This window comes from Arundinibacter roseus (genome assembly GCF_004348825.1).
In the GTDB taxonomy this organism is placed as follows: domain Bacteria; phylum Bacteroidota; class Bacteroidia; order Cytophagales; family Spirosomataceae; genus Arundinibacter; species Arundinibacter roseus.
This window is the reverse complement of the sequence record NZ_SMJU01000006.1, coordinates 250,373-275,642: the sequence shown is the minus strand read 5'-3', so window position 1 is coordinate 275,642 and position 25,270 is coordinate 250,373. Positions and strand designations below refer to the sequence as shown.

The window sequence follows — 25,270 nt, the reverse complement described above, 5'->3', positions numbered from 1 at the left end:
ATGGTTATTTTCCCGGGCTTTTTCATTCTCCTACTGCCCTCACATTTCTCCTTGCACCTGCTTTATAGAGGAACGTATAGGTCTCCTCATTCCTAAAAACCTCAATAGTAGCGCATACGCGTAAATTTTGATTTCAAACTGGCACTCCCCGTACTTTGGCATAATTTGTGTTGCTTATAAGGTGTAATAAAAACTAAATTTTCAATAATACCGAACAGATGAAAGGTATTCATTTTTCAACTAGCCGTATAAAAATGCCAAATCTCATTATTCCTCCGATGAATAAGCTATTGGGTAGTAGTTCAATAGTGAGATTATTCATTCAGATTTTTGCTATATTTGGCAAAAAAAGTGATGCATCCTATTCACAAATAAAAGTATTTGGGAAATTCCTCAAAATACTCCTGTTAAAGTTACATTATTTGATAATAGTTAGACTTTGCAGGTTATTAATGAATAGAGAAGGTCCGCCTGTTGAAGATGCTATACACTACACACTAATAAATAATAATACAGGTCATCTTAATGCCATCTCTATGAGCAATCCACTTCTACTTGTAAAGTTGAAGATCTTCATGAGTACACTTGGGCAGCTTCTGTTTTCTCAGAACATGCCTTTACTTAGAGAGAAGACTTCGCTTTTGAAACTCTCACCATTTACGACAGGAGGCCAGGAAGTTGCCCCACGTCGATCAAAATTCAACCTGTTTTTAGGGATTAACCTATTCCTGATTGTTGGATTGCTGTTTTTGAGCAGCACCTCATTCGCTCAGGTGGATCTTAGTCTTTCTAAAAATATTGACAAGGGACAGCCCAGTATTGGCGAAACTGTTACTTATACGGTTACGGTTAAGAACAGTGGGATTCTTGAAGCAACCGGCGTCACTGTCAAAGACAGCCTTCCTATGGGTGGCGTTAGTTACCTAAGCCACTCTTTAATCAGAGGTGGAATTGGTTTTAACGCCGCTACTAAAATTTGGAATGTAGGCACAGTTGCTCCTGGCGATTCTGCTATCCTGGAAATAGAGGCACTTGTGCTTGCACAGGGAGTCTTTTTTAACGTTGCCGAAATCATGACTATGGATCAGGATGATTCTGACTCATGGCCCGGTGACGGTGCACTTGATCAGGATGATCTTGCATCCACTTGTTTTTCTGTACCTATAGAATGGTACGTTGGAGATGAATTTACAGTTAGCGTTCCTACGGGTTATAAAGGTATTCAATGGTTTTATAATGGTATTGCAATTACCGATTCAATAATTGTTGGTGGTCTTACTGTTGCTGTCGTAAATCTTGATTCAACCCTGACTATTAAAGGTCCGGGTTCTTATACATTTACATCTACCGTTGGTGTTTCTTGTCCAGCCACTGGCTGTTGTGCAATTCAAATTGTACCTGGTCCGCTGGGTTCTATTGGAGACTTTGTTTGGTTTGATACGGATAAGGATGGCATTCAGGATCCTTTGGAAGAGGGAGTGTCTGGTGTAACTGTACAGTTATTAGATAGTGCCGGTAATCTTTTAGCCACCACCGTAACGGGTCCGTTAGGTAAATACTTATTTGATAGCCTGCCTTCTGGAAAATATCGTGTTAAGTTTCTTGCGCCTACTGGAAATGTATTCACATTATCGAACGCGGGTGATGATACTCAGGATAGTGATGCAGGCCTCGATGGGTTAACACATTTAATTACAATTGATACTTCTAAACTTCCTTCGGATACTTTAAGGAATAATCCACATATTGATGCGGGTTTGATTCCCACGCCAGTATTTGACCTTGCGCTAGCGAAGACTCTGGCTCCCGGTCAGGTATCGAACGTAAATCCTGGTGCACTGGTAAATTTCCGTCTGACGGTAACGAATCAGGGTAACGTGGCGGCAACGCAGATTGCTCTGACAGATTCATTGCCTGCTGGTATGACCTTGCAGGATACAGACTGGACGGCTTCTGGCAGCATTGCTACATTGAACGTACCTATTGCCGGACCATTGGCTCCCGGTGCATCGACCTTTGTTGATATTACAGTAAAAGTAAGCGAGTCGTTTACGAACGGTACGCTGACCAACTACGCACAGATTCAGGATGCGAAAGATAGTGCCGGTAACCCAGTGACGGATATTGATTCCGAACCGGGCAACGGCTTTACGAATGGAGAAGACGACGACGACAGCGAACCTGTTTTTGTCTCGCCCACGCCAGTATTTGACCTTGCGCTAGCCAAGACTTTGGCTCCCGGTCAGGTATCGAACGTAAATCCTGGTGCGCTGGTAAATTTCCGTCTGACGGTAACGAATCAGGGTAACGTGGCGGCAACGCAGATTGCTCTAACAGATTCATTGCTTGCTGGTATGACCTTGCAGGATACAGACTGGACGGCTTCTGGCAACATTGCTACATTGAACGTACCTATTGCCGGACCATTGGCTCCCGGTGCATCGACCTTTGTTGATATTACAGTAAAAGTAAGCGAGTCGTTTACGAACGGTACGCTGACCAACTACGCACAGATTCAGGATGCGAAAGATGGTGCCGGTAACCCAGTGACGGATATTGATTCCGAACCGGGCAACGGCTTTACGAATGGAGAAGACGACGACGACAGCGAACCTGTTTTTGTCTCGCCCACGCCAGTATTTGACCTTGCGCTAGCCAAGACTTTGGCTCCCGGTCAGGTATCGAACGTAAATCCTGGTGCGCTGGTAACTTTCCGTCTGACGGTAACGAATCAGGGCAACGTGGCGGCAACGCAGATTGCTCTAACAGATTCATTGCCTGCTGGTATGACCTTGCAGGATACAGACTGGACGGCTTCTGGCAGCATTGCTACATTGAACGTACCTATTGCCGGACCATTGGCTCCCGGTGCATCGACCTTTGTTGATATTACAGTAAAAGTAAGCGAGTCGTTTACGAACGGTACGCTGACCAACTACGCACAGATTCAGGATGCGAAAGATGGTGCCGGTAACCCAGTGACGGACATTGACTCTGAGCCGGGCAGTGGCTTTAACGACGGAGAGGATGACGACGACAGCGAGCCAGTTAATGTATCGCCTACGCCAGTCTTTGACTTGGCGATTGCCAAGACATTGGCTCCGGGTCAGGTATCGAATGTAAATCCTGGTGCGGCGGTAACCTTCCGTCTGACGGTAACGAACGAAGGTAATGTAGCGGCGACGCAGATTGCTCTGACAGATTCATTGCCTGCTGGTATGACCTTGCAGGATACGGACTGGACGGCTTCTGGCAACATTGCTACATTGAACGTACCGATAGCCGGACCATTGGCTCCCGGTGCATCGACCTTTGTTGATATTACAGTAAAAGTAAGCGAGTCGTTTACGAACGGTACGCTGACCAACTACGCACAGATTCAGGATGCGAAAGATGGTGCCGGTAACCCAGTGACGGACATTGACTCTGAGCCGGGCAGTGGCTTTAACGATGGAGAGGACGATGACGACAGCGAGCCAGTTAATGTATCGCCCACACCGGTGTTTGACCTAGCGATTGCCAAGACATTGGCTCCCGGTCAGGTATCGAACGTAAATCCTGGTGCGCTGGTAAATTTCCGTCTGACGGTAACGAACGAAGGTAATGTATCGGCAACGCAGATTGCGCTAACAGATTCATTGCCAACGGGTATGACCTTGCAGGATACAGACTGGACGGCTTCTGGCAACATTGCTACATTGAACGTACCGATAGCCGGACCTTTGGCTCCCGGTGCATCGACCTTTGTTGATATTACAGTAAAAGTAAGCGAGTCGTTTACGAACGGTACGCTGACGAACTACGCACAGATACAGGATGCGAAAGATGGTGACGGCAACCCAGTGACGGATATCGACTCCGAACCGGGCAGTGGCTTTAACGACGGAGAGGATGATGACGACAGCGAGCCAGTTAATGTATCGCCCACACCGGTGTTTGACTTAGCGATTGCCAAGACATTGGCTCCGGGTCAGGTATCGAATGTAAATCCTGGTGCGCTGGTAACTTTCCGTCTGACGGTAACGAATCAGGGCAACGTAGCGGCAACGCAGATTGCGCTAACAGATTCATTGCCAACGGGTATGACCTTGCAGGATACAGACTGGACGGCTTCTGGCAACATTGCTACATTGAACGTACCGATAGCCGGACCTTTGGCTCCCGGTGCATCGACCTTTGTTGATATTACAGTAAAAGTAAGCGAGTCGTTTACGAACGGTACGCTGACGAACTACGCACAGATACAGGATGCGAAAGATGGAGACGGCAACCCCGTGACGGACATTGACTCCGAGCCGGGCAGTGGCTTTAACGACGGAGAAGATGACGACGACAGCGAATCTATAACTGTTGATTGTCCGACCATTGCACTGACTGTCAGCCCCGACGAAGAGATCTGTGTAGGTGAATCAGTTCTTTTAGGTGCATCTACCACAGCAACCGGTATTACAATTAATTGGTATTACGCGGCGATTGGCGGTACGCCTTTCGTAACTACAACAAGTGGCCAAAATTTAACGCTAAGCCCAACGTCTACTGTTACTTACTACCTTGAAGCTGTAAGTGCAACTGGATGTAAGAGCCCACGTACGCCAATTACGGTTATTGTTAATGCTAAACCTGCAACTCCAACTTGTGTAGGTAATGTACAAAATACATGTCCAGCTACGACAGTTGACCTTACAGCTATTACTATTTCTCCAATCTCAATCGTAGGAGGAGTATTTGAATGGCGCACCGGAGCTTCACCAACCTCAGCTTTGGTAACAAATCCAACGCAGGTGAATGCCGGTACTTATTATCTATTTGAAAAATCACCTGCCGGATGTTACAGCAACCCAATGGTTGTGAGTGTTAACATCATTCCATGTGATTGCCAGCTAGTTTATAGTGTTAATGCAGGTGCGGACCAGGAAGTTTGTGCTGGTTTACCAGTATCTATTTCTGCTGCTGTAACAGGAGTTGCAACAAGTGTTACCTGGACATCAACCGGTTCAGGTACATTCGCAAATTCAAATGCACTAACGACTACTTATACTCCATCAATCGCTGACATTGCGGCTGGAAATGTAATCCTGACCGCAACGACAAACGATCCTGATGCCCAGGGTATTTGTGTACCAAAATCTGATGCTGTAGCAATAACGATTAATCCTCAACCAGCCCCAGCCTTTGGTGTTGCTTGTGATGATACTTTGGTCTGCTTAGGAAAAAGCACAAAGCTTATAGGATTTGCTCCCGGTTCTACTATCAAATGGTATTTGACAGCCTCCGGTGGCACAGCCATTGGTACCACATTAAGTGGTGGAAAACTTACAGTTACTCCAACTGGAACAACCACATATTATGCTGAGACAATTAGCGATAAAGGTTGTATTAGTGCAGAAAGAACACCAGTTACAGTGATTGTACAGCCTTGCTTCTCTGATCTTGAAGTAGTAAAAACCATATTGACCCCCGGACCCTATTCGCCCGGTCAGTCAGTTAATTATGCGATTACGGTTAAGAACCTGGGAGTTGGAAATGCAACTAATGTAAAAGTAACCGAAGTTTTCCCAGCTGCTTTGACCTACGTGAGTGCAGTTCCAGCAGGAGAGTATAACAATGCTACCGGAATTTGGACTATTGGAAATCTAACTGCCAATTCTAACCGTACGCTTGTTATCGCTGCTACCATCAAGGCCAACGCAACTGGTAGCATTACCAATACAGCAATTGTCAGCAGCCCGGACAACGATCCAGGAAATACTTCTAACGATACGTCAAGTGTAACAATTGAGGTGATTCCGGTTGCAGATTTGAGCCTGATTAAAAAAGCTTCTAAACTCAATGCAGTAGTTGGCGAAACAATCACCTACACTCTTGAAGTGACAAATGAAGGACCACAGACAGCTACCAATGTTGAAGTGCTGGATCAGTTGCCTGCAGGTTTGGAATTTGTAGCGAGTGCAGATTTCTCTAAAACTGGAAATATCCTGAAAGGAAGCATTGCCAGCATCATGGCCGGTCAAACCAAATCGTTGACCTTTACTGCGAAATTGACAGGAACAGGATCAGTTAAAAATATCGCTCAAATCAGCAAGTCAGATCAGAGCGATCCTGATTCTTCTCCTGGAAATGGATATAACAACGGTGAAGATGACGAAGCCTCTGTAACAGTAAATGTTGGTTGTCCAACCATAGAGCCTCCGTTAATCGCATGCGCCACAACAAATATTTGTGTAGGTGCATCAGTAACACTCACGTCCATTGGTTGTAAAGATGGAACTGTAAAGTGGTCCAATGGAATGGAAGGTGCTTCAATTACGATTACCTTGAATCAGACCACTACCTTTACGGCAGTCTGTGACAAAGGTGAATGCGAAAGTGCTGCTTCTAACCCAATTACGATTAATGTAGCAAATCCTGTTACTCCAACGCTTACAAGTAATGTTAGCTCACTTTGTGTGGGCGGAAGCGCAACTTTAACTGCTTCCAATTGTAATGGCGTCCTTACCTGGTCAACGGGTGCTACTGGATCTCCACTTGTGGTAAGCCCAGTTGCAACGACAACTTACACCGCAACTTGTACCAAGAACGGATGTGTTAGCCCGGTAGCTTCAATCACCATAAACGTAACTCAGCCAGGTCCTGCACCTTTGGTTACTTGTGGTAAAATGGAGATTTGTCCTGGTGAAAGTGTAACACTTGAAGCACATGAATGTGAAGGTGTAGTGCAGTGGTCTAATGGAATTACAGGAAATTCTATAACTGTTAGTCCAATGACAACGACTTCCTACACTGCCAAATGCGTAAATGGAACATGTGTAAGTGAAGAATCTGAACTTCATACAATAACTGTTACTACCCCTGTTGCACCAATCATTGCGACAAACAAACTAACTATTTGTCCTGGTGGCAGTGCAATATTGACCGCTTCTGGTTGTGACGGAAATGTTTCATGGTCAAACGGTATGACAGGAAGTTCAATTACGGTAACCCTGAATGCTACAAGGAGCTTCACTGCAATTTGTAAAACGGATGCCTGCGAAAGTGGTGAATCAAATGTGGTTACAGTTAATGTAGTTGCACCAAATGCACCAATCATTGCAAGTAACAAGACCGTTATCTGCTCGGGCGACGCTGTACAGTTAACCTCAACCGGTTGTAGTGGTACGGTTACCTGGTCAAACGGAATGACAGGTGTAAGCATCACGGTATCGCCAAATGCTACAACATCCTATACTGCAACTTGCGGGGTTGATGCCTGTGTGAGCGGTTCTTCTAATACCGTAACCATTAACGTAAATACGAGTGGTCAGGCACCTGTAATTGCCGCTGGTAAATCAACAGTATGTTCAGGTGAAGAAGTTACTTTAACTGCGACCGGTTGTATCGGAATGGTTCAGTGGTCAAATGGACAGGAGGGGGCTTCTATTAAAGTGACCCCAACTGCAACCAGCAGCTATACAGCAATCTGTAAAGCGACCTCATCAACTTGTGCAAGCGGCGCATCGAATACTGTAGTTATTACAGTTAGTCCTTTGACTCCGCCTACGCTTACTTCTTCAAAAGCATCAATATGTGTTGGAGAAAGTGTTACACTTACCGCTACCCAATGTGCTGGTACAGTTAAATGGTCTAATGGCATGTCAGGTGCAAGCATTAACGTAACACCTGCTGCTACGACAACTTACACTGCAACTTGCGAAAGTGGAGTTTGTGTAAGTGCATCTGCAAGCGTTACAGTTACGGTGACGTCTGTCCCTGCACCAACAGTAATCTGTACTGCTGACACGATTTGCAAAGGAGAAAGTTTAACGCTCTTCATTGAGAATTGTGCTGGAACTGCGCTATGGTCAACTGGTGAAACAGCTGATGCCATAGTTGTTTCACCGATGGTTACTACATCATATACAGCAAGATGTGTAGTAAATGGCTGTACGAGTCCAGTTTCAGGAAATTATACCATCACGGTAGTTCAACCTGTGAAACCAGTGCTTACTGCTTCGGCAAACCCAATTAACAAGGGTGAGTCTACCACAATTACGGCGACAGGCTGCAACGGATCTGTTATATGGTCTAACGGAGCCTTGGGTACGAGCATCACAATGTCTCCAATTGCCACGACTACCTATTCAGCTGTATGTATGGTTAAAGAATGCAGCAGCGATACGGCTAAAATTACAATCACTGTTAACGAGTGTATTGTTGCAGAACCATCAATTTCTGCTTCAACACCAACCGTTTGTTTGGGTGGTAATGTAACACTTACAGCTACTGGTTGTAACGAAACGGTTGTATGGTCGAATGGTCAGACAGGAACTAGCATTACAGTAGCTCTAAATAGTTCTACAACCTTCACAGCAACTTGTAAGAAGTCCGAGACTTGTATCAGTACACCATCCAATGCAGTAACAGTTAGCGTCATATCACTAAGTGCTCCAACGGTAACGGCAAGCTCCAAAACCATTTGTACCGGCGATACTGTAAAACTTACAGCCTATGGTTGTGAGGGTAATATCACCTGGTCTAACGGTCAAACCGGTGCGAGCATTTATGTGAATCCAACGGCAACGGCTTCTTACACTGCTACTTGTAGTTTAGGTAGCTGCGTAAGTCAGCCATCAGTGGCGTGCATAATCAGTGTTGGTAAACCTACGGCACCTTCAATTCAGATTTCTGCCAATACAGTTTGCTTCGGAGAGTCAGTTACCTTGACGGCAAGCGGATGCAATGGAAACGGTTACGTCATCTGGTCTAATGGCCTGGTAGGTAACTCAATCACCATAACGCCTGCTTCTACAAGTACATTTACTGCTCAATGCTGCACATCGACCAATTGCAAGAGTGATTTGTCAAATGCAGTATCCGTAACAGTAGCACCAAAGGTTATCAAACCTCTGACGCAGAACCTAACCAATACCTGTCCGTTCACCACTGTTGACCTTTCAACTGGAATAACGAGCTCTGTCAAGAGTGCAGGTGGTGTATTTGTTTTCAGAACGGGTAACACTCCACAAAGCCCTGTCGTAGCGAATCCTGCTGCTGCCGGTGCCGGTACTTACTATGTCTTTGAACAAACTGCCACGGGCTGTTTCAGCGAACCTTCGGTGATCATCGTAACGATACTTAATTGCAACGATGCAACACCTTGCGAGACAAATCCTGCAACGGCTTCTGCCGGTCAGGATGCGAAAATATGCGCTGCTATATCCTATAAATTGACAGGTTCCATCGCTGGTTCTGCCACAAGTGCAGTTTGGACTACAAGTGGAACAGGAACTTTTGATAATCCTGCTACACTTGGGGCTACTTACTATCCTTCTTTGCAGGACCTAATTAATGGTGAAGTGATTCTTACACTGACAACAAATGATCCGGACGGAACTGGCCCTTGCCAGTCCGCTTCGGACCAAATGAAACTCACAATTGAATCAATTAACTTCCGCCCGAATATTGCGATCAATGGGGTGGTTAAGCAAGACACTTTACCAACCTATCTGACGATCTGCGCAGGTGACTCAGTAGTCCTTACTGCAACTGACCTGGTCGATGCTAATGGTGCTGCTTATACCTACAAATGGAATGAAGGGAATTCAACTCCTTCCAATCGATTTGTGGTGAGAGAAAGCGGTAGCTACATGGTGAAGTTGGTGAATGCCAACACGTGCTGTTCGATTAATTCAGCAAGGGTTGTTGTAACAGTCGCTGCGCCAATTTCGACACCTGTTGTATCTAACAAGAGAAATACCTGCCCTGCAATAACAGTGGATCTGTCAACGGCGATTCTTGGCAATCCATCACAAGGCGGACAATATATCTATCGAATTGGCACTTCACCATTGTCTGATGAAGTGGCCTCACCTCAGGCAGTTGGTGCCGGAACCTACTACGTATTTGAAAAATCAGCTGCTGGATGTTTTAGTGCTCCTGCAAAAGTTGATGTTTCAATCTTTGATTGCGCAATTGATACAGTGAAAGCTGACCTTGCTATCTACAAGACGGTTGATAAAGCAACAGTACAGGTAGGTGGAGAAGTTACGTACTCCATTAAAGTGAAAAACAATGGACCTAAGGCGGCAACTAATATCTCCGTAATCGACATCCTGCCGGAAGGACTAGAATATGTAGCCGGTGTTGGGTACTCAATTGAGGGGAATGTTATTAAAGGTACGATACCTGCCCTTGCCCCTGGTGATAGCGTTGTCTATTCATGTGCAGTGAAGGTTACTGGTACAGGATCTATCCTGAACGTTGCCAGAATAGCTAACCTGGATCAGGTAGATAGCAATCTTGCCAACAACGAGTCATCTGTGGGTATCGTTTCGACACAGGCACCACAAACCTCAGATTCGCTTGGATTAGGAGTAGCACTCGCGTTGACTAACGTAGAACCTTCTACAGACAACTCATTTATTCTGACATATAAGATTTCACTGAAAAACTATGGCAACGGTGAATTGACAAATGTTCAGGTTTATGATAGTTTGTGGAATGCGTTCCCTTCACCTTCTGAATTCCAGGTTTTGGGTTCTGGAGAAGTGAGCTCAGGTAGTTCTCTGGTAGTTGATCCAACCTTCAATGGTAAAACTCAAATCAAGCTGTTAAACTCTGCAAGTACGTTAGGTGCCAAGCAACAGCAGACAATAACCTTGTTTGTACGCGTTATGCCTAATGGTAACATGGGGCCGTTCTATAGCTCTGTTAGTGCATCCGGAACCTCTGGTGACAGTACCATTACAGATTTCTCTAACAATGGCTTTGACACAACGCCAAGTAAGAATGAGCCAACACCAGTTCGCTTTGACCAGCCAAATTCTATTGGTATAGCTAAATTGGCTGGAACTCCGGTGGAAATTGAGAATGGAGTATACGATGTGCCGTACACTATTATGGTGAAAAACCTAGGTCTGAATGATCTTACCAAGGTTCAGGTAGTTGATGATCTGTCACAAACCTTTGGTAACGGTGCAATCATCGTTCCGGGTAGTATTTCACTAACGGCTGATACAGGCTTTACGGTAGATACTGCATACACAGGTCAGGGTGAATTTGTAAACCTGCTGGTTGATTCATTAAGCACACTACCAAAAGGTGAAACTCGGGATATTAAGCTAACGGTTCGGATTGATATAAATTCGGCATCAACTACCACTTTCAACAACATCGCTTTTGGGTCAGCCCTGGGTGCTGGAGGTGTTATGGTGTCTGATACTTCAACTTCCGGAAGTAATCCTGATCCAAACAATGACCTGGATCCAGGAAATGATTCTGAGCCAACTCCAATTGTTCTGAACAATGTTCCGGGACAGCCACGCATTGGTATTGCTCTGTCGGTGAAAGACACAACACGGCAGTCGGATGGAAGCTACCACATTACGTACATGGCAATCGTGAAAAACTTCGGAAGCACGGTTCTTACCGATGTTCAGGTTACAGATTCGTTGTCAAAAGTATTTAATACTCAAACGGGTGCAACCTTCCGCAAAATTGGCACGCCAATTGCAAGTGATTTAAGTGAGTTGGCTATCAATCCAGACTTCGACGGGGTGAATGACTTTGAATTATTGATTAGTTCAAATAGCAGGTTGAACGCAGGTGCAAGCGATACACTTACTTTCACAATCAGTGTTGCAACAGATGGTCGCGAAACTCCATATCTCAATCAGGCATATGCATTTGCTAAATCAGGTGAGATTGTGGTGTCTGACATATCAACTAATGGATTATTGCCGGATATCAATGGAAATAACGATCCAACGGAAGAACTGGAAAGTGAGCCAACTCCGATTGTAATACCTGGTGGTGACCAAATATTTATTCCTGAAGGTTTCTCACCTAATGGGGATGGTATCAATGATTACTTCGTGATTCGTTACGCTGGTGGTCAGAAAGTATCGCTGGAAATTTACAATCGCTGGATGAACCTTGTCTACAAGAACAACGATTATCAGAATGATTGGGATGGCACCACAAACAATGGCCTGCGTGTTGGAAGCACTACTCAGGGACTACCTGATGGAACTTACTTCTACGTGGTGAAACTTGAAAACGGTCGCCAATACGTACGATTCCTGACAATAACCAGATAAGATAATGATACAGTTCTCGCAAATCAAAAAATGGACTGCATTCGTACTACTGACTCTTGGAGTCGGTAGTACGGAGGTCCTCGCCCAGCAGGATAAGATGTACTCGCAGTACATGTTTAACATGATGGCATTAAATCCTGCCTATGCAGGAAGTCGTGATGTGTTAAGCGCCACGGGTCTTTATCGAAACCAATGGGTGAACGTAGAAGGTGCGCCAAAAACAATGACGTTTACACTCGATGCTCCGATAAATAAGGAGCGGGTAGGTCTGGGACTTCAAGTCTATAATGACCAAATCGGATTGCAGAATGAAACCGGGATTTATGCCTCCTATGCCTTCCGTATTCGGGTTGGTGAGCGTTCTACTTTGGCACTTGGGTTGCAGGCGGGTGCTACAAGCTTTCGCTGGAACCTCAGCGAAGCTGTCCTATCACCGGGTGGTGGAAGTGATCCGGTATTTAATTCAAATATCTCAAAGATCCTCCCCAATTTCGGAACCGGTGTATATATCAGCAATGACAAAAGCTACCTTGGCGTTTCGGTGCCACAGCTTATTGCCAACAACCTGACAGAATACAATACCGGTGATAATCGCGCCAAGCAAAAACGTCATGCGTACCTGATGTCAGGATTCGTGGTAGGTCTCGGAAATACGTTGAAGTTGAAACCTTCGCTACTCGTAAAATATGCAGAAGGTGCACCCTTGGGACTGGATGGAAACCTGAATTTGTGGATCAATGACCGTTTTGCCATTGGTACTTCTTATCGTCACAATCAGTGGAGTACTTTGAATAATAGCAGCGGAAGCGGTGTTTCGATGAAAGACTACGTGAGTGATGCCGTTGTTGGAATGGTCGAAATTCAGCTAACGGATCAGTTTCGATTAGGATATGCCTACGATATGATGCTAAATGGCTTAAAGCAAAGTAATCTTAGTATCAATTCTGGTAGCCATGAAGTTATGTTACGTTACGAATTCGGCTACGGAAAAAGTAAAATACTGACGCCGCGCTATTTCTAAATACACTGCGGTTTCTTCAATCAAGGTATATTCTCCCTACATTCTGTTTTGGCAGTCTCAGTGAGGATATACCTTTTTTTTGTCCAAATTTTAAAAGAAATGCTATGAAACATGTCTATATTCTCCTTCTTATTAGTATTCTAATCTTGCCTGTATCGGCACAATCTATTCTTTCTCAAGCTGATAATCAATACAATTCATTAGCCTATTTAAAAGCCTCCGAACTTTATCAGAAATACCTTGAAAATAAGAATCTGAACGAAAACGAGTTGCTTTCCGGAAGAGCTAAATTGGCTTATTGCTACCGGCAATTAAAGGATACACCAAACGCTGAGAATGTATTTCGGGAGATGATCAGTAGCTACGGGAAAGATTTGCCTACTGAATATTCGATTTGTTATCTCTACTTTGCCCAGGCATTGGCAAGCAATGGGAAATACAAGGAAGCTCAGGACACCTACGCAAAATACAGCAGTATTCAGGAGGAGGACAAAAGGGGAGTCAGTTTTTCAAAACTTTATAATAATGTTGGACTACTTACAAAAAATTCAGGCTCCTACAAAATTGAGGAATTGACAATCAATAGTCTTGCTCCTGATTTTAGTCCAATGTATTACAAAGAAGGGTTGGTTTTTGTCTCAGGAAGAACAGAGCCTTTAAATATTAAACGGGTATTTAACTGGAATGATACGCCATTCCTGGATTTATACTTTTTGTCTGATTTGACAAAAATTAAGGGTAAAAGTGCCTCATCGCTTGGGGGGGACATTGCACCCAAAAGCTCAGTACGCAAACGAAAGAGTGTGTTAGGTATGGATTCCTATACCGCACTTACCTCTAATGATTCCAGAAAAGTAGGTTTCTTTACGGGCAGTAGCTACAATACTACAATGGGCTATGACGAACGACCGTTGACAGATTCAGAAGCTTTCAGCAAAACGTTGAACTCAAAATACCACGAAGGCCCCGCTACATTTACGCGGGACGGCAGTCGGGTTATATTCACCCGGAATAACTATAATAACGGAGAATATAAGGAAAGTCAGGATGGAATTAATAAACTAAAATTATATACATCGGAAATTGTAAATGGAAGTTGGGGACCAAGTAAAGAGTTGCCATTTAATAGCGATGACTACTCGACAGGCCATCCAACGCTAAATTTTGATAATACATTGCTGTATTTTGCTTCTGACAGGCCCGGAGGATTTGGAGGAACTGATATTTACTTATCCCGATTTGAAAATGGTACCTGGTCAGAGCCGGTTAATCTTGGCCCCGAAGTAAATACCAAGGGGAATGAGATGTTTCCTTTTGTAGACAATAACGGAAATTTGTATTTTTCATCCGATGGCAGGCCGGGACTAGGCGATCTTGATATATTCTTTGCTGCTATGGAAGGTCCCGCAAAGCCAAAAAAGAGCCTCAACCTGGGCGCGCCAATTAATTCAAACAAAGACGATTTTGGAATTATAACGGACACCGAGCGCACAGTTGGCTATTTTAGCAGTAACCGTAAAAATGGTGGAAAAGATGATGACATTTTTCGTTTTCGACGAGAAGGACCTATGTATGCCTGTCGGGACCTTACAATTCTGGTGTACGATGAAAAAACAAAAATGCCATTGACTAATTCTCTGGTTCAAATTGAAAACAAGAATAGTTCTGAAAATATCCGACAATTAAGAACCGACAGCTCTGGCAATGTTATGTTATGCCTGGCAGCAGAAAATGATTTCATGCTGATTGCCTCCAATGAGGGTTTTCAAAATAATACGATCGGTTTTAGTACATCAGCATTTGAAGATGACCGACCGACTCTCCTGGAAATTCCGCTGAAAAAAATAGAAGTTGAGGACGAATTAAGTGCAGATGCTGGGACAGAAGTAAAAGGAGTTGTTCTATCACAAAATACGAACGCCCCCGTGGCAGGCGTGAAAGTGTTCATAAAAGACGAGACAGATGGAACTGTTCAGGAGGTTCTGACCGGGGCGGCTGGTGAATACACGTTTAAGGCAATTCCAGGTCACAATTACAGTATTGATGGTGAATTGAAAGATTATGGCACATTTGGGAAAAAAATTGTTGGATATACCCCGGAAAAGGATATCGATTTAAGCCTGCTGATGTTTGAAAAGGGTGCGGTTATCAATATTGAGAATATATATTATGACCTTGATAAATGGGACATACGACCGGATGCAGCTTTTGAGCTGAATAAAGTAGTTGATGTAATGGAAAAGTATCCATCCATGAAGATAGAGCTGGGTTCGCACACCGATAGCAGGGCAAGTGCACGGTATAATAAGACATTATCGAACAATCGGGCAAAGTCTGCCAAGCAGTATTTAGTATCCAAAGGAATCTCAGAAAAGAGAATTATTTCCAAAGGGTATGGCGAAAGCAAGCTAACTAATTCCTGCGGAGATCAGGCAGATTGTACGGATGAAGAGCATCAGAAAAATCGTCGAACCGAAATCAAGGTTCTAAATTTGAAGTAGTGAATGATAGAAAGTTTTGAAAGAGCAGGTGATTTTTTTCACCTGCTCTTTTGTTTGTCCAAAAAGGTTGCTTACACTTGAAAAAAAATTGCATGAAAAGCACAAAAAAATATTTCAGCGTCATACGAAGTCTTTTCATAGTGGCGCTCTTGTCAGGTATTTCTTCCATAAGTCTTGCACAAAAAGAGGTTCTTTATGAGCAATACCTCCAAAATCCGATGGCCATAAATCCGGCATTTACAGGTATTCGGGAAGATTTCAATATGTTGGTCACCTTGCGAAGGCGCTGGTTTTCCATTCCTAATTCTCCAATTACCCAAACCTTTGCCATGGACGGTTCGGTGGCTGACGGCAAAATCGGACTTGGTTTGCAGGCATTGAATGATCGAATGTCTGCATTTTTCACAACCGGAGTGTATGGTTCAGCCGCGTATCATTGGGATGCCACAGTCGCCTGGAAAGTGTCGGTTGGACTACAAGGAGGAATCAATGTATTGCCTGTCTATGATTTTGGCAGCAATACCTTTCAAAATCGTGCCTTGGGGAGTCTTGGGGCAGGCCTTTGGGTTCATTCTGATCAGGTATATCTTGGAATCTCCAAGCCTGAACTTTTTACACAACGCTATGGAAGTACCCAAAGTCAGTTTGATTACAGAAAACCATTATACATAACTGCCGGCCTCACCCTTGAACCTGATGAATCTATCAAGCTGATACCTAGCGTGTTGATTGTTCAGGAAAAAAATCAGAAGTTGAGATTGGATGCTGGTGCTCGTGGATGGTACAATGAAAAGGTAGGGGTGGGCGTTTTTTATAGAATGGCTCGTATCAATTACGTTCAGCTTTCAGGTGAAGTTCAAGTGTCGGGAAATATTCGGGTGGGATATGTTTATAATTCAAAAGCAATTGAAACGACGATTGTTTCTCAAAATAATAATCCTATAAGTTTACATGAGATTCTTTTGAAATTTACTCCTAATCCTTCTCGATTCCATATAAATTAATGTATACAACTTTTAAGTCTTCTATAAATTCGGTATTCCGTAAAAAGTTTTTTTTTATGTCTTGTTTAACTAACATCTCGTAACTTTGCCGAATAAAAGTAAAATGCCAAGTGCAATGGACAATTATTCATATATAGCTAATTCAGACGGTGCCTACATTGAGGAATTGTATAATTCCTATAAACAAAATCCTTCTTCTGTGGATGAAGGATGGCAAAAATTTTTTGAAGGATTTGATTTTTATCAAAAATATCCGCTCAATGGAAATTCCAACGGTGCAGCTGCGGGGCAGCCTTCCGCAGGAGCTCCGACTGCCGGAACAAAAGTAGATAAAGAACAAATTCAAAAAGAGATGGAAGTTGTCCATCTTATTCGCGGGTACCGTTCAAGAGGTCACCTTTTAGCAAAAACCAATCCGATTCGCGAGCGAATTGATCGCAAACCACGGCTTGATCTAGCCGATTTTAAACTTTCTGAAAGCGATCTTGATACTGTATTTGAAGCCGGTACGGAAGTTTTTGGTAAACCTGCCAAGCTGCGGGATATTGTAGAGGCCCTCAAAAAAATATACACACGAAATATAGGTTTTGAGTACCTGTACATACGTGACCGGGAGCAAAAAAGCTGGTTACGCGAGAAAATTGAGAAAGAAGCATTGACAATGGATTTTACTTTGGACGAGAAAAAACATATTCTGTCCAAACTAAATGAGGCCGTTGTTTTTGAGAATTTTCTACATACAAAATACCTCGGTCAAAAACGTTTCTCGCTGGAAGGTGGCGAAACAACGATTCCTGCACTTGATGCAATGATCAACAAAGCCGCCGAAATGGGGGTCGTGGAAGTAATGATCGGGATGGCCCACCGGGGACGACTGAACGTACTTGCCAATATCATGCGCAAGACGTATGAGCAGATTTTTAATGAATTTGAAGGCAATCTTCCGGATCAGGTGTGGGGTGATGGTGACGTAAAGTACCACATGGGCTTTTCATCGCAGATTACTACCGATACCGGTGAGCAGGTTTACCTGAAACTTGCCCCTAATCCTTCCCACCTTGAAGCGGTAAATCCCGTCGTAGAAGGATTTATTCGGGCACGGGCAGACGGGATGTATGAAAGTGATTATGACCGGGTTTTACCAGTTCTTATTCACGGAGACGCTGCCGTTGCCGGACAGGGAATTGTCTATGAAGTAACCCAAATGTCGGGCCTGGAAGGGTATTATACGGGTGGGACAATTCATTTTGTGATCAATAATCAGGTAGGTTTCACCACAGATTTTGAAGATGCAAGATCAAGTATTTATTGTACAGATGTTGCCAAAATAATCGATGCACCTGTATTCCACGTCAATGGAGACGACCCCGAGGCCGTAGTATATTGTATGCGTCTTGCGGTTGAATACCGACAGAAGTTCAACAAAGATATTTTTATTGATATGGTGTGCTACCGTCGGCACGGGCACAACGAATCGGATGAGCCTAAATTTACTCAACCGGTCCTCTATAAATCCATCGAAAATCATCAGAATCCACGGGAAATCTATCAAAAAACACTAGCCGAACGTGGAGATGTAGACGCCGCTCTTGCTGCCACAATGGACAAAGAGTTTAAAGGTTTGTTACAGGAAAGACTCGATATGGTGAAGCAAAAAGCGCTTCCCTATGCGATGCCTAAACTGGAACTGGAATGGCGAAGTCTGAGAAATGCAAAAGCAGAAGACTTTGAGCAATCCCCGGAAACCGGCGTTCCTGTGGAAATACTGAATAAAATCGGTACAGCGCTGACAACTATCCCCGAAGGCTTTACGACCTTAAAACAAATTGACAAGCTTCTCAAAGATCGCAAACAGATGATTTTTGATGCCAAGCAAGTCAACTGGGCTACTGCCGAATTGCTGGCCTACGGTTCTATTCTGGCAGAAAACAAAACGGTTCGTTTGAGTGGACAGGATGTACAGCGTGGTACATTTTCGCACCGCCACGCCGTCCTGACCGATGCTGAAACCAATGTTGCCCACAGCAATCTTGACTTTATTCAGGAGGAGCAGGGGAAATTTATGATCTATAACTCGCTGCTTTCTGAATATGGAGTACTAGGGTTTGAATTTGGGTATTCAATGGCAAATCCCAATGCTCTTGTGATTTGGGAAGCACAATTTGGCGACTTTGCCAATGGTGCACAAGTGATGATCGATCAGTTCATTTCATCAAGTGAAACCAAATGGGATCGTTGGACTGGCCTGGTAATGCTTTTGCCTCATGGCTACGAAGGACAGGGGCCGGAGCACTCCAACGCTCGTCCGGAACGATTCCTGCAATTAGCTGCTAATAACAATATTATCCTGGCTAACGTAACAACACCCGCCAATCTGTTCCACATGATGCGGCGGCAAATGGCTTTCCCGTTCCGTAAGCCACTGATTTTGATGAGTCCCAAGTCTATGCTTCGCCACCCGCTGTGCGTTTCGCCACTTGATGATTTGATCAATGGTCGTTTTCAGGAAACAATCGGTGATACCTACGCAGATCCTAAAAAGGTAAAAAAGGTGCTGTTGTGTACCGGGAAATTATATTACGAATTGTTTGAAAAACAGCAAAAAGACGGTCGTGACGATGTAGCAATCATTCGGGTAGAACAAATGCATCCTTTCCCGAAAAACCAACTGAACAAGCTCATCGGGCAGTATAAAAAGGCCAAAGTTTTCTGGGTTCAGGAAGAGCCCTTTAACATGGGCGGCTGGACCTTTATGTTGCGAATGTATCCTGAACAACCGCTGGAAGTGATTGCCCGCAGACCAAGTGCATCACCTTCAACTGGTTTTGCAAAAATTCACGCTCAGGAACAAGCCGAAATCGTTCGTCATGCTTTTGAATAACCATCCAGAAAAACCAAAGAATTCATTGCTCAAATAAGAAATAACATGGCTGAATTAGAAATAAAAATACCTCCCGTAGGCGAATCAATTTCCGAAGTAACCATTGGAACCTGGTTTAAAAATGAAGGGGATACTGTTAAAATGGATGAAGTAATCTGCGGATTAGATTCAGACAAAGCTACATTTGAATTAACCGCAGAGGCCGATGGTGTTCTGCACATAAAAGCGCAGGAAGGCGATACGCTCGCTATCGGTGACCTCATTGCGACCATAGAAACTGCCGCTGCCAATGGAGCTGCGCCTGCACCTGCAAAAGAAGAGACACCCAAAGCACAGGCTGAGCCTGTTGCCGAGCCCGCGGCTAAGGAAGCCGAACCTGCTGCTGCAAAAGTGATCGAAATGACAGTACCAACCGTAGGAGAGTCAATTACCGAGGTTACGATTGCTTCATGGAACAAAAAAGATGGAGATGCCGTAGAGCTTGATGAGATAATTTGTGAACTGGAATCGGATAAAGCGACTTTTGAATTGCCCGCAGAAGCTGCCGGAACTTTACGTATCGTAGCCGCCGAAGGCGAAACACTCGATATTGGCGCCGTCATTTGCCGGATTGAAACAGGAAGTAATGGAGCTGCCAAGGCCCCTGAAAGTGCTGCCCCTGCCCCGGCTGCCGCGGAATCTGAATCCGAAGGCACTTCGGTGCATACATCACCGGTTGCCGCAAAAATTCTTGCTGAAAAAGGCATTGATCCTAAAAATGTGAATGGAACCGGAGCAGGTGGACGAATTACGAAGGAAGATGCACTTAACGCTCAGAAAGCAGCCGCATCCTCAGAAAAAGCGCCTGCCGAAACCCCCAAAGCCGCCCCTGCAAAAGCTGCAGCACCTGCGCCTGCCGCACCGGTAGAGGGAAGCCGTGGACAGCGTCGGGAGAAAATGTCATCGCTGCGTAAAACGATAGCCCGTCGGTTGGTTGCCGTTAAAAATGAAACGGCAATGCTCACTACTTTTAACGAAGTAGACATGAAGCCAATCATGGATTTGAGAGGAAAGTTTAAAGATAAATTTAAAGAAAAGCATGAAGTCGGTTTGGGCTTTATGTCTTTCTTTACCAAGGCTATTTGTGTGGCCCTAAAAGATTTTCCGGTAGTAAATGCCTACATTGATGGAGATGATATCGTGTACAACGACCACTGTGATGTGTCGATTGCTGTATCTACTCCACGCGGACTGGTTGTTCCGGTTATTCGGAACGCAGAAAAAATGTCTTTTGCCGAAATTGAGAAAGAAATCATCCGGTTGGCTGTACGTGCACGGGACGGAAAGCTTGGCATTGATGAGATGACGGGCGGGACCTTCACAATCACCAATGGCGGTATATTTGGTTCCATGCTATCAACCCCGATCATTAATGCGCCTCAATCGGCAATTCTCGGGATGCATAATATTGTTGAAAGAGCCGTAGTTGTCAATGGTGAAATCGTCGTTCGACCCATAATGTACGTAGCACTTTCGTATGACCACCGGACAATTGATGGTCGGGATTCGGTAAGCTTTTTAGTACGGGTTAAACAGTTACTGGAAGATCCAACACGATTATTGCTTGAACTTTAAATAGCTTTTGATCAACGTATTCGTTGAAAGTAAGCGCAAATCTATATTCCAATAGCCTGACAATTTTGTCAGGCTATTTTTGTTACTTTCGGCATCAATATTGCTCTACATAAAAAAATGAATGTTGTATGGCTCAGAAACTACTGATAGCTTTCGTATTTATTTGCTTACTGGTTCAATGCAAAAAAGAGGAAAAGGATGAACCTGTTCCCGAACCTGCCGGATGTTTAATGATCGGGGAAACGATCAATGACCTTCCTTATCGTCTGTATGAATATGCAGAAAATAACCAACTATTCAGGATTCAACAATACCAAAGTGAAGCCCCGAACAAGCTGGAAAAACGTTTTTCTTTTGACTACGATTTAGACGGACGAGTTGCCACGTTCCGGGAAACCAACCTGTTGAGCCCTTTTATCAATTATCAATATGAGCTGATATATTCGTCGGAATCTACCTTAGACACCATCAGAAAATACCAGGTGTTTAATTCCGGACCCAGACTCATCGAAACTTACATCCTGACCTACGACGCCCAAAAAAGAATAACAACCTATGCATGGGGAGAAAATTATTGGCGATATGAATATGATGATGCAGGGAATCTGACTAAATGGTTTGCCAAAATTACATCGGTAATCAACCAGGAAATTCTGGTGGCGGAATATGACAATTACGATGAAAAAGAAAATATTTATTCTGATGTTTACCCTGCTCAACTGATCAATTTAGTGGCAGGTGGAGGTAGCAGTAAAGCAAATCCCGGTAGTTTTAAGTTCTATTTGGGAACACCAACTCCCTCTCAAACCGGAATTGTTACGTATGAGTATAACGAAAAGAATTTTCCAACTCAGGCAAGTACTACCATTTTTCGGCCCACCGGAGGTGCCACTACGCAGGTGTATAAATTTGAGTATGAATGTTTGTGAATTTTGTGGAAATAGCTAAAAATCCCGTGTCGTTTGATGCGGGATTTTTATTTTTGTCGAAAACTCAAAATTTTATTCTATGATCAAGTTTATACGCCCGGCATTCTTGCTGGTAACAGCAGTATTTGCCCAACCTTCTTTTGTTCAATCTTCCTTTCAAAAAGATTCAACTTTTATAAAAAAAATATTTGATGAAGCGCTGACCAATGGAAAACCGTATGAATGGCTGCGAATTTTATCAACAGATATTGGTGGACGGTTGAGCGGGTCGGAAGGTGCAGCGAAGGCCGTTTCGTATACCGAAAAAGTGATGAAAGAAGAGAACTTTGATCGGGTATTTCTGCAACCGGTTAAAGTACCGCATTGGGTTCGAGGAAAAGCAGAAACTGCTTTCATTTTTGTCAATGATAAAAAGATTAGCGTGCCAATTGCCGCCTTGGGAGGCTCCGTAGCCACACCTGTGGAAGGCATTCAGGCCGAGGTGATCGAGGTACAGAATTTTCTGGAATTACGTGCTCTGGGAAAAGAGAAAGTGGCTGGCAAAATTGTCTTTTTTAATCGGCCTATGGACCCAACCAAACTAAATACCTTCGATGCCTATGCCGGTGCGGTAGATCAACGGGGTAATGGAGCTACCGAGGCTGCCAAACTGGGCGCTGTGGGTGCAATTGTACGTTCAATGACTACGCGCCTCGATGACTTTCCGCACACGGGAGGTATGCGCTATGGGGTAGGGGTGCCGCTCATACCCACGGCAGCAATCAGTACCAATGGAGCGGAATTATTAAGTAAAAGTCTTCGGGAAAATCCCAAAACACAATTTTATTTTCAGCAAAATTGTGAAACTCTCCCCATGGCCGATTCTCACAACGTCATTGGCGAAATGAAAGGAGGCACCCACGCTTCCGAAATTATTGTCGTAGGCGGTCATCTTGATTCCTGGGACTTGGGTCAGGGTGCTCACGACGACGGAAGTGGCTGTGTGCAGGCAATTGAAGCATTGAGACTGCTAAAAAAGCTGGGATATACGCCTAAACGGACCTTGCGTGCGGTCATGTTTATGAACGAAGAAAATGGTCTGCGTGGAGGAATTACGTATGCGGATTCGGCCAGTGCAAAAAAAGAAATGCATTTGGCTGCCATTGAGTCGGATCGGGGAGGCTTTACACCCCTGGGATTTGGTATTGTCGGTACGGCAGAACAAAAGACCCGGCTTATTTCCTGGCAGCCGCTCTTTTCCCCTTATGGTTTGCATGAGCTTGGAAAAGGCGGTGGAGGGGCTGATATTGGCCCGCTGGGGCAGCAGGGAGCCGTACTTTTGGGTCTGATTCCTGACTCACAGCGCTATTTTGATTACCACCACGCAGCATCCGATACTTTTGAAGCAATCAGTAAACGAGAACTCGAAATGGGCGCTGCTTCCATGGCAGCTATGATTTATCTGATTGATACTTACGGATTTTAAACTTCTTTCGGTTCTGGAATTCTTTGAAATAAAGCAACCATCAATCGCTTTATTTCAAAGAATCTTCTTTTGGTGATTGATAGGTAAATTTCTCTTGTTTAAGAGCGCTCAAAACCTGATCAATTACCCGTGTTTTGATGATTGGAGCATTTATTTCGGCCTCTTTACTTTTAATCCAGAAACTAGTTTTGATATATAAAATCGTAGCGTCTATGTCTTCGATGTGAACCAGGGGTTGATGCAAAGGTTCATTTAATACACCATCTATTTCCAGCAAAGTGCTCTTTATTAAGGAAATTGCTTTTTTATGTTCGACTTCCCGGTCAAGATTCAGCGTAAATTCAAGCCTGAGAAAATTATCTACCGAATAGTTGAACAAAGGTGTTTTGAGAATTAGCGCATTTGGGACAAACACATCTTTTCCGTCAAGTGTTTTTATAATCGTTTCACGCAGATTCAGGCCAATGATTCGGCCATGAACGCCTTGTGTATCGACCAAATCACCGATTTTAAAGGGTCGTTTAAAAGCCAATAGTATGCCTGCAAGGAAATTTTCTCCAATGTCTTTTAACGCAAATCCAAGAATAAATGCAGATAAACCTGCACCTGCGAGTATTTTAGACACCGTACCTTCAAGACCAACCACTCCCAAACAAATGGAAAGTCCGATGAGCAGGAAAACCCAATAGGTAAGCTGAGCCAGAAATCCTGTCAGCAGAACATCATCGGTATGTTTTAGTAATTTAAAACGGATTAGCTTGCGGATGTAATGCGCAACAAACAGCGTTATAACCAATGCTACCACTGCCAAAGCTAAGCGGGGAAGAACCCGCACAAAGGTTAAATAGTAGATATTCAGGACCTTCCAAAGATCAGCCGTAAATGAATTCATTAATTTTTTGGGAAATAAAGTTTATTCGCAACCGGCTAAAAAACTATACCATCAGCTCATAATTTGGGATTTTGTTTGTGCCGATCGTGATCACGGATGGTTTTTTTTGCCATGTTTTTTTCAAAAGCTTCGGTCAGGTTTACGCCCGTTTGATTGGCCAGGCAAATTAAAACCCACAAAACATCGGCCATCTCGTCGCCCAGATTTCGATCCAAATCTGATTTTTTAAAAGATTGATCCCCGTAGGTTCTAGCCATAATTCGGGCCAGTTCGCCTACTTCCTCGGTCAGAATTGTCATATTGGTCAGTTCCGAAAAATAACGGACACCGTATTCCTTAATCCAGCTGTCAACCTGCTCTTGTGCTTCATTCAGAGTCATAAATAAATATTTTTGGAAAAGTAAAGTGTAAAATTAAATGCGATTTTTAGAATCAATGCAGATCGTCACCGGGCCGTCGTTCAGTAATCTTACCTTCATATCCGCTCCGAATTCTCCGGTTTGGATGGGTTTGCCTAGCTCATGTGATAAAAAACCGATCATTTGCTCGTACAACGGAATAGCAATTTCGGGTCGGGCGGCTTCAATAAACGAAGGGCGATTGCCCTTTTTGGTGCTTGCATGAAGCGTAAATTGGCTTATCAACAGAATTGAGCCTTCAACCGCTTTTAAATCCAGATTCATTTTTCCGTCATTATCACTAAAAATGCGGAGATTGGTAATTTTACGACCGAGCCATTCGATGTCTTCCATGGAATCAGTAGTTGTAATACCCAGCAAAACAAGAAGTCCGGTATTGATTTGTCCTTTTAGAAGTCCGTCAATCGTTACGGATGCTTCACTTACACGTTGAATTACGGCAATCATAAGTTTGAGAAATGAGGCATTTT

General features: G+C 44.0%; 11 protein-coding genes. 8 read left to right on the top strand and 3 right to left on the bottom strand.

Features of this window, described 5'->3' with window-relative positions:
* Positions 1-218: 218 nt before the first annotated feature.
* The 8 genes from EZE20_RS11135 to EZE20_RS11100 all read left to right on the top strand — a co-directional run bounded on the left by EZE20_RS11135 (position 219) and on the right by EZE20_RS11100 (position 23,489).
* Complete coding sequence (locus EZE20_RS11135) at positions 219-12,074, top strand: DUF7507 domain-containing protein (RefSeq protein WP_132117546.1); 11,856 nt, start codon at positions 219-221, stop codon at positions 12,072-12,074.
* Between the two features lie 4 nt (positions 12,075-12,078).
* Entirely contained in the window at positions 12,079-13,095 is a 1,017-nt protein-coding gene (locus EZE20_RS11130) for a PorP/SprF family type IX secretion system membrane protein (protein ID WP_132117544.1), read from the top strand.
* A 104-nt stretch (positions 13,096-13,199) separates the two neighbouring features.
* On the top strand, positions 13,200-15,596 hold the full coding sequence (locus EZE20_RS11125; protein ID WP_132117542.1) for an OmpA family protein: 2,397 nt from the start codon (positions 13,200-13,202) through the stop codon (positions 15,594-15,596).
* Between the two features lie 92 nt (positions 15,597-15,688).
* Complete coding sequence (locus EZE20_RS11120) at positions 15,689-16,600, top strand: PorP/SprF family type IX secretion system membrane protein (RefSeq protein WP_132117540.1); 912 nt, start codon at positions 15,689-15,691, stop codon at positions 16,598-16,600.
* A 115-nt stretch (positions 16,601-16,715) separates the two neighbouring features.
* Positions 16,716-19,481 carry a 2-oxoglutarate dehydrogenase E1 component gene (locus EZE20_RS11115; protein WP_132117538.1) on the top strand — a complete coding sequence of 922 codons (2,766 nt, stop codon included), beginning with the start codon at positions 16,716-16,718 and terminating at the stop codon, positions 19,479-19,481.
* 45 nt (positions 19,482-19,526) lie between these two features.
* Positions 19,527-21,095 (top strand): 2-oxoglutarate dehydrogenase complex dihydrolipoyllysine-residue succinyltransferase, encoded by a 1,569-nt coding sequence (gene odhB, locus EZE20_RS11110; protein WP_132117536.1) that lies wholly within the window; start codon positions 19,527-19,529, stop codon positions 21,093-21,095.
* A 128-nt stretch (positions 21,096-21,223) separates the two neighbouring features.
* Positions 21,224-22,024 carry a hypothetical protein gene (locus EZE20_RS11105; protein ID WP_132117534.1) on the top strand — a complete coding sequence of 267 codons (801 nt, stop codon included), beginning with the start codon at positions 21,224-21,226 and terminating at the stop codon, positions 22,022-22,024.
* A gap of 79 nt (positions 22,025-22,103) precedes the next feature.
* Positions 22,104-23,489, top strand: coding sequence for a M28 family peptidase (locus EZE20_RS11100; protein WP_132117532.1), 1,386 nt, complete (start codon positions 22,104-22,106; stop codon positions 23,487-23,489).
* A 49-nt stretch (positions 23,490-23,538) separates the two neighbouring features.
* Here EZE20_RS11100 and EZE20_RS11095 read toward each other — a convergent pair whose 3' ends face one another.
* Genes EZE20_RS11095 through dtd form a run of 3 tightly spaced genes read right to left on the bottom strand, consistent with a single transcriptional unit; the run spans position 23,539 to position 25,247 of the window.
* On the bottom strand, positions 23,539-24,381 hold the full coding sequence (locus EZE20_RS11095) for a mechanosensitive ion channel family protein (RefSeq protein ID WP_132117530.1): 843 nt from the start codon (positions 24,379-24,381) through the stop codon (positions 23,539-23,541).
* A 56-nt stretch (positions 24,382-24,437) separates the two neighbouring features.
* On the bottom strand, positions 24,438-24,761 hold the full coding sequence (locus EZE20_RS11090; RefSeq protein WP_132117528.1) for a nucleotide pyrophosphohydrolase: 324 nt from the start codon (positions 24,759-24,761) through the stop codon (positions 24,438-24,440).
* A gap of 33 nt (positions 24,762-24,794) precedes the next feature.
* On the bottom strand, positions 24,795-25,247 hold the full coding sequence (gene dtd / locus EZE20_RS11085) for a D-aminoacyl-tRNA deacylase (RefSeq protein ID WP_132117526.1): 453 nt from the start codon (positions 25,245-25,247) through the stop codon (positions 24,795-24,797).
* Positions 25,248-25,270 lie beyond the last annotated feature (23 nt).

Excerpts from the sequence above, each read along its gene's own strand:
- EZE20_RS11135 (WP_132117546.1), top strand. The coding sequence starts at position 219 with ATGAAAGGTATTCATTTTTCAACTAGCCGTATAAAAATGCCAAATCTC.
- EZE20_RS11130 (WP_132117544.1), top strand. The coding sequence starts at position 12,079 with ATGATACAGTTCTCGCAAATCAAAAAATGGACTGCATTCGTACTACTG.
- EZE20_RS11125 (WP_132117542.1), top strand. The coding sequence starts at position 13,200 with ATGAAACATGTCTATATTCTCCTTCTTATTAGTATTCTAATCTTGCCT.
- EZE20_RS11120 (WP_132117540.1), top strand. The coding sequence starts at position 15,689 with ATGAAAAGCACAAAAAAATATTTCAGCGTCATACGAAGTCTTTTCATA.
- EZE20_RS11115 (WP_132117538.1), top strand. The coding sequence starts at position 16,716 with ATGGACAATTATTCATATATAGCTAATTCAGACGGTGCCTACATTGAG.
- odhB (WP_132117536.1), top strand. The coding sequence starts at position 19,527 with ATGGCTGAATTAGAAATAAAAATACCTCCCGTAGGCGAATCAATTTCC.
- EZE20_RS11105 (WP_132117534.1), top strand. The coding sequence starts at position 21,224 with ATGGCTCAGAAACTACTGATAGCTTTCGTATTTATTTGCTTACTGGTT.
- EZE20_RS11100 (WP_132117532.1), top strand. The coding sequence starts at position 22,104 with ATGATCAAGTTTATACGCCCGGCATTCTTGCTGGTAACAGCAGTATTT.
- EZE20_RS11095 (WP_132117530.1), bottom strand. The coding sequence starts at position 24,381 with ATGAATTCATTTACGGCTGATCTTTGGAAGGTCCTGAATATCTACTAT.
- EZE20_RS11090 (WP_132117528.1), bottom strand. The coding sequence starts at position 24,761 with ATGACTCTGAATGAAGCACAAGAGCAGGTTGACAGCTGGATTAAGGAA.
- dtd (WP_132117526.1), bottom strand. The coding sequence starts at position 25,247 with ATGATTGCCGTAATTCAACGTGTAAGTGAAGCATCCGTAACGATTGAC.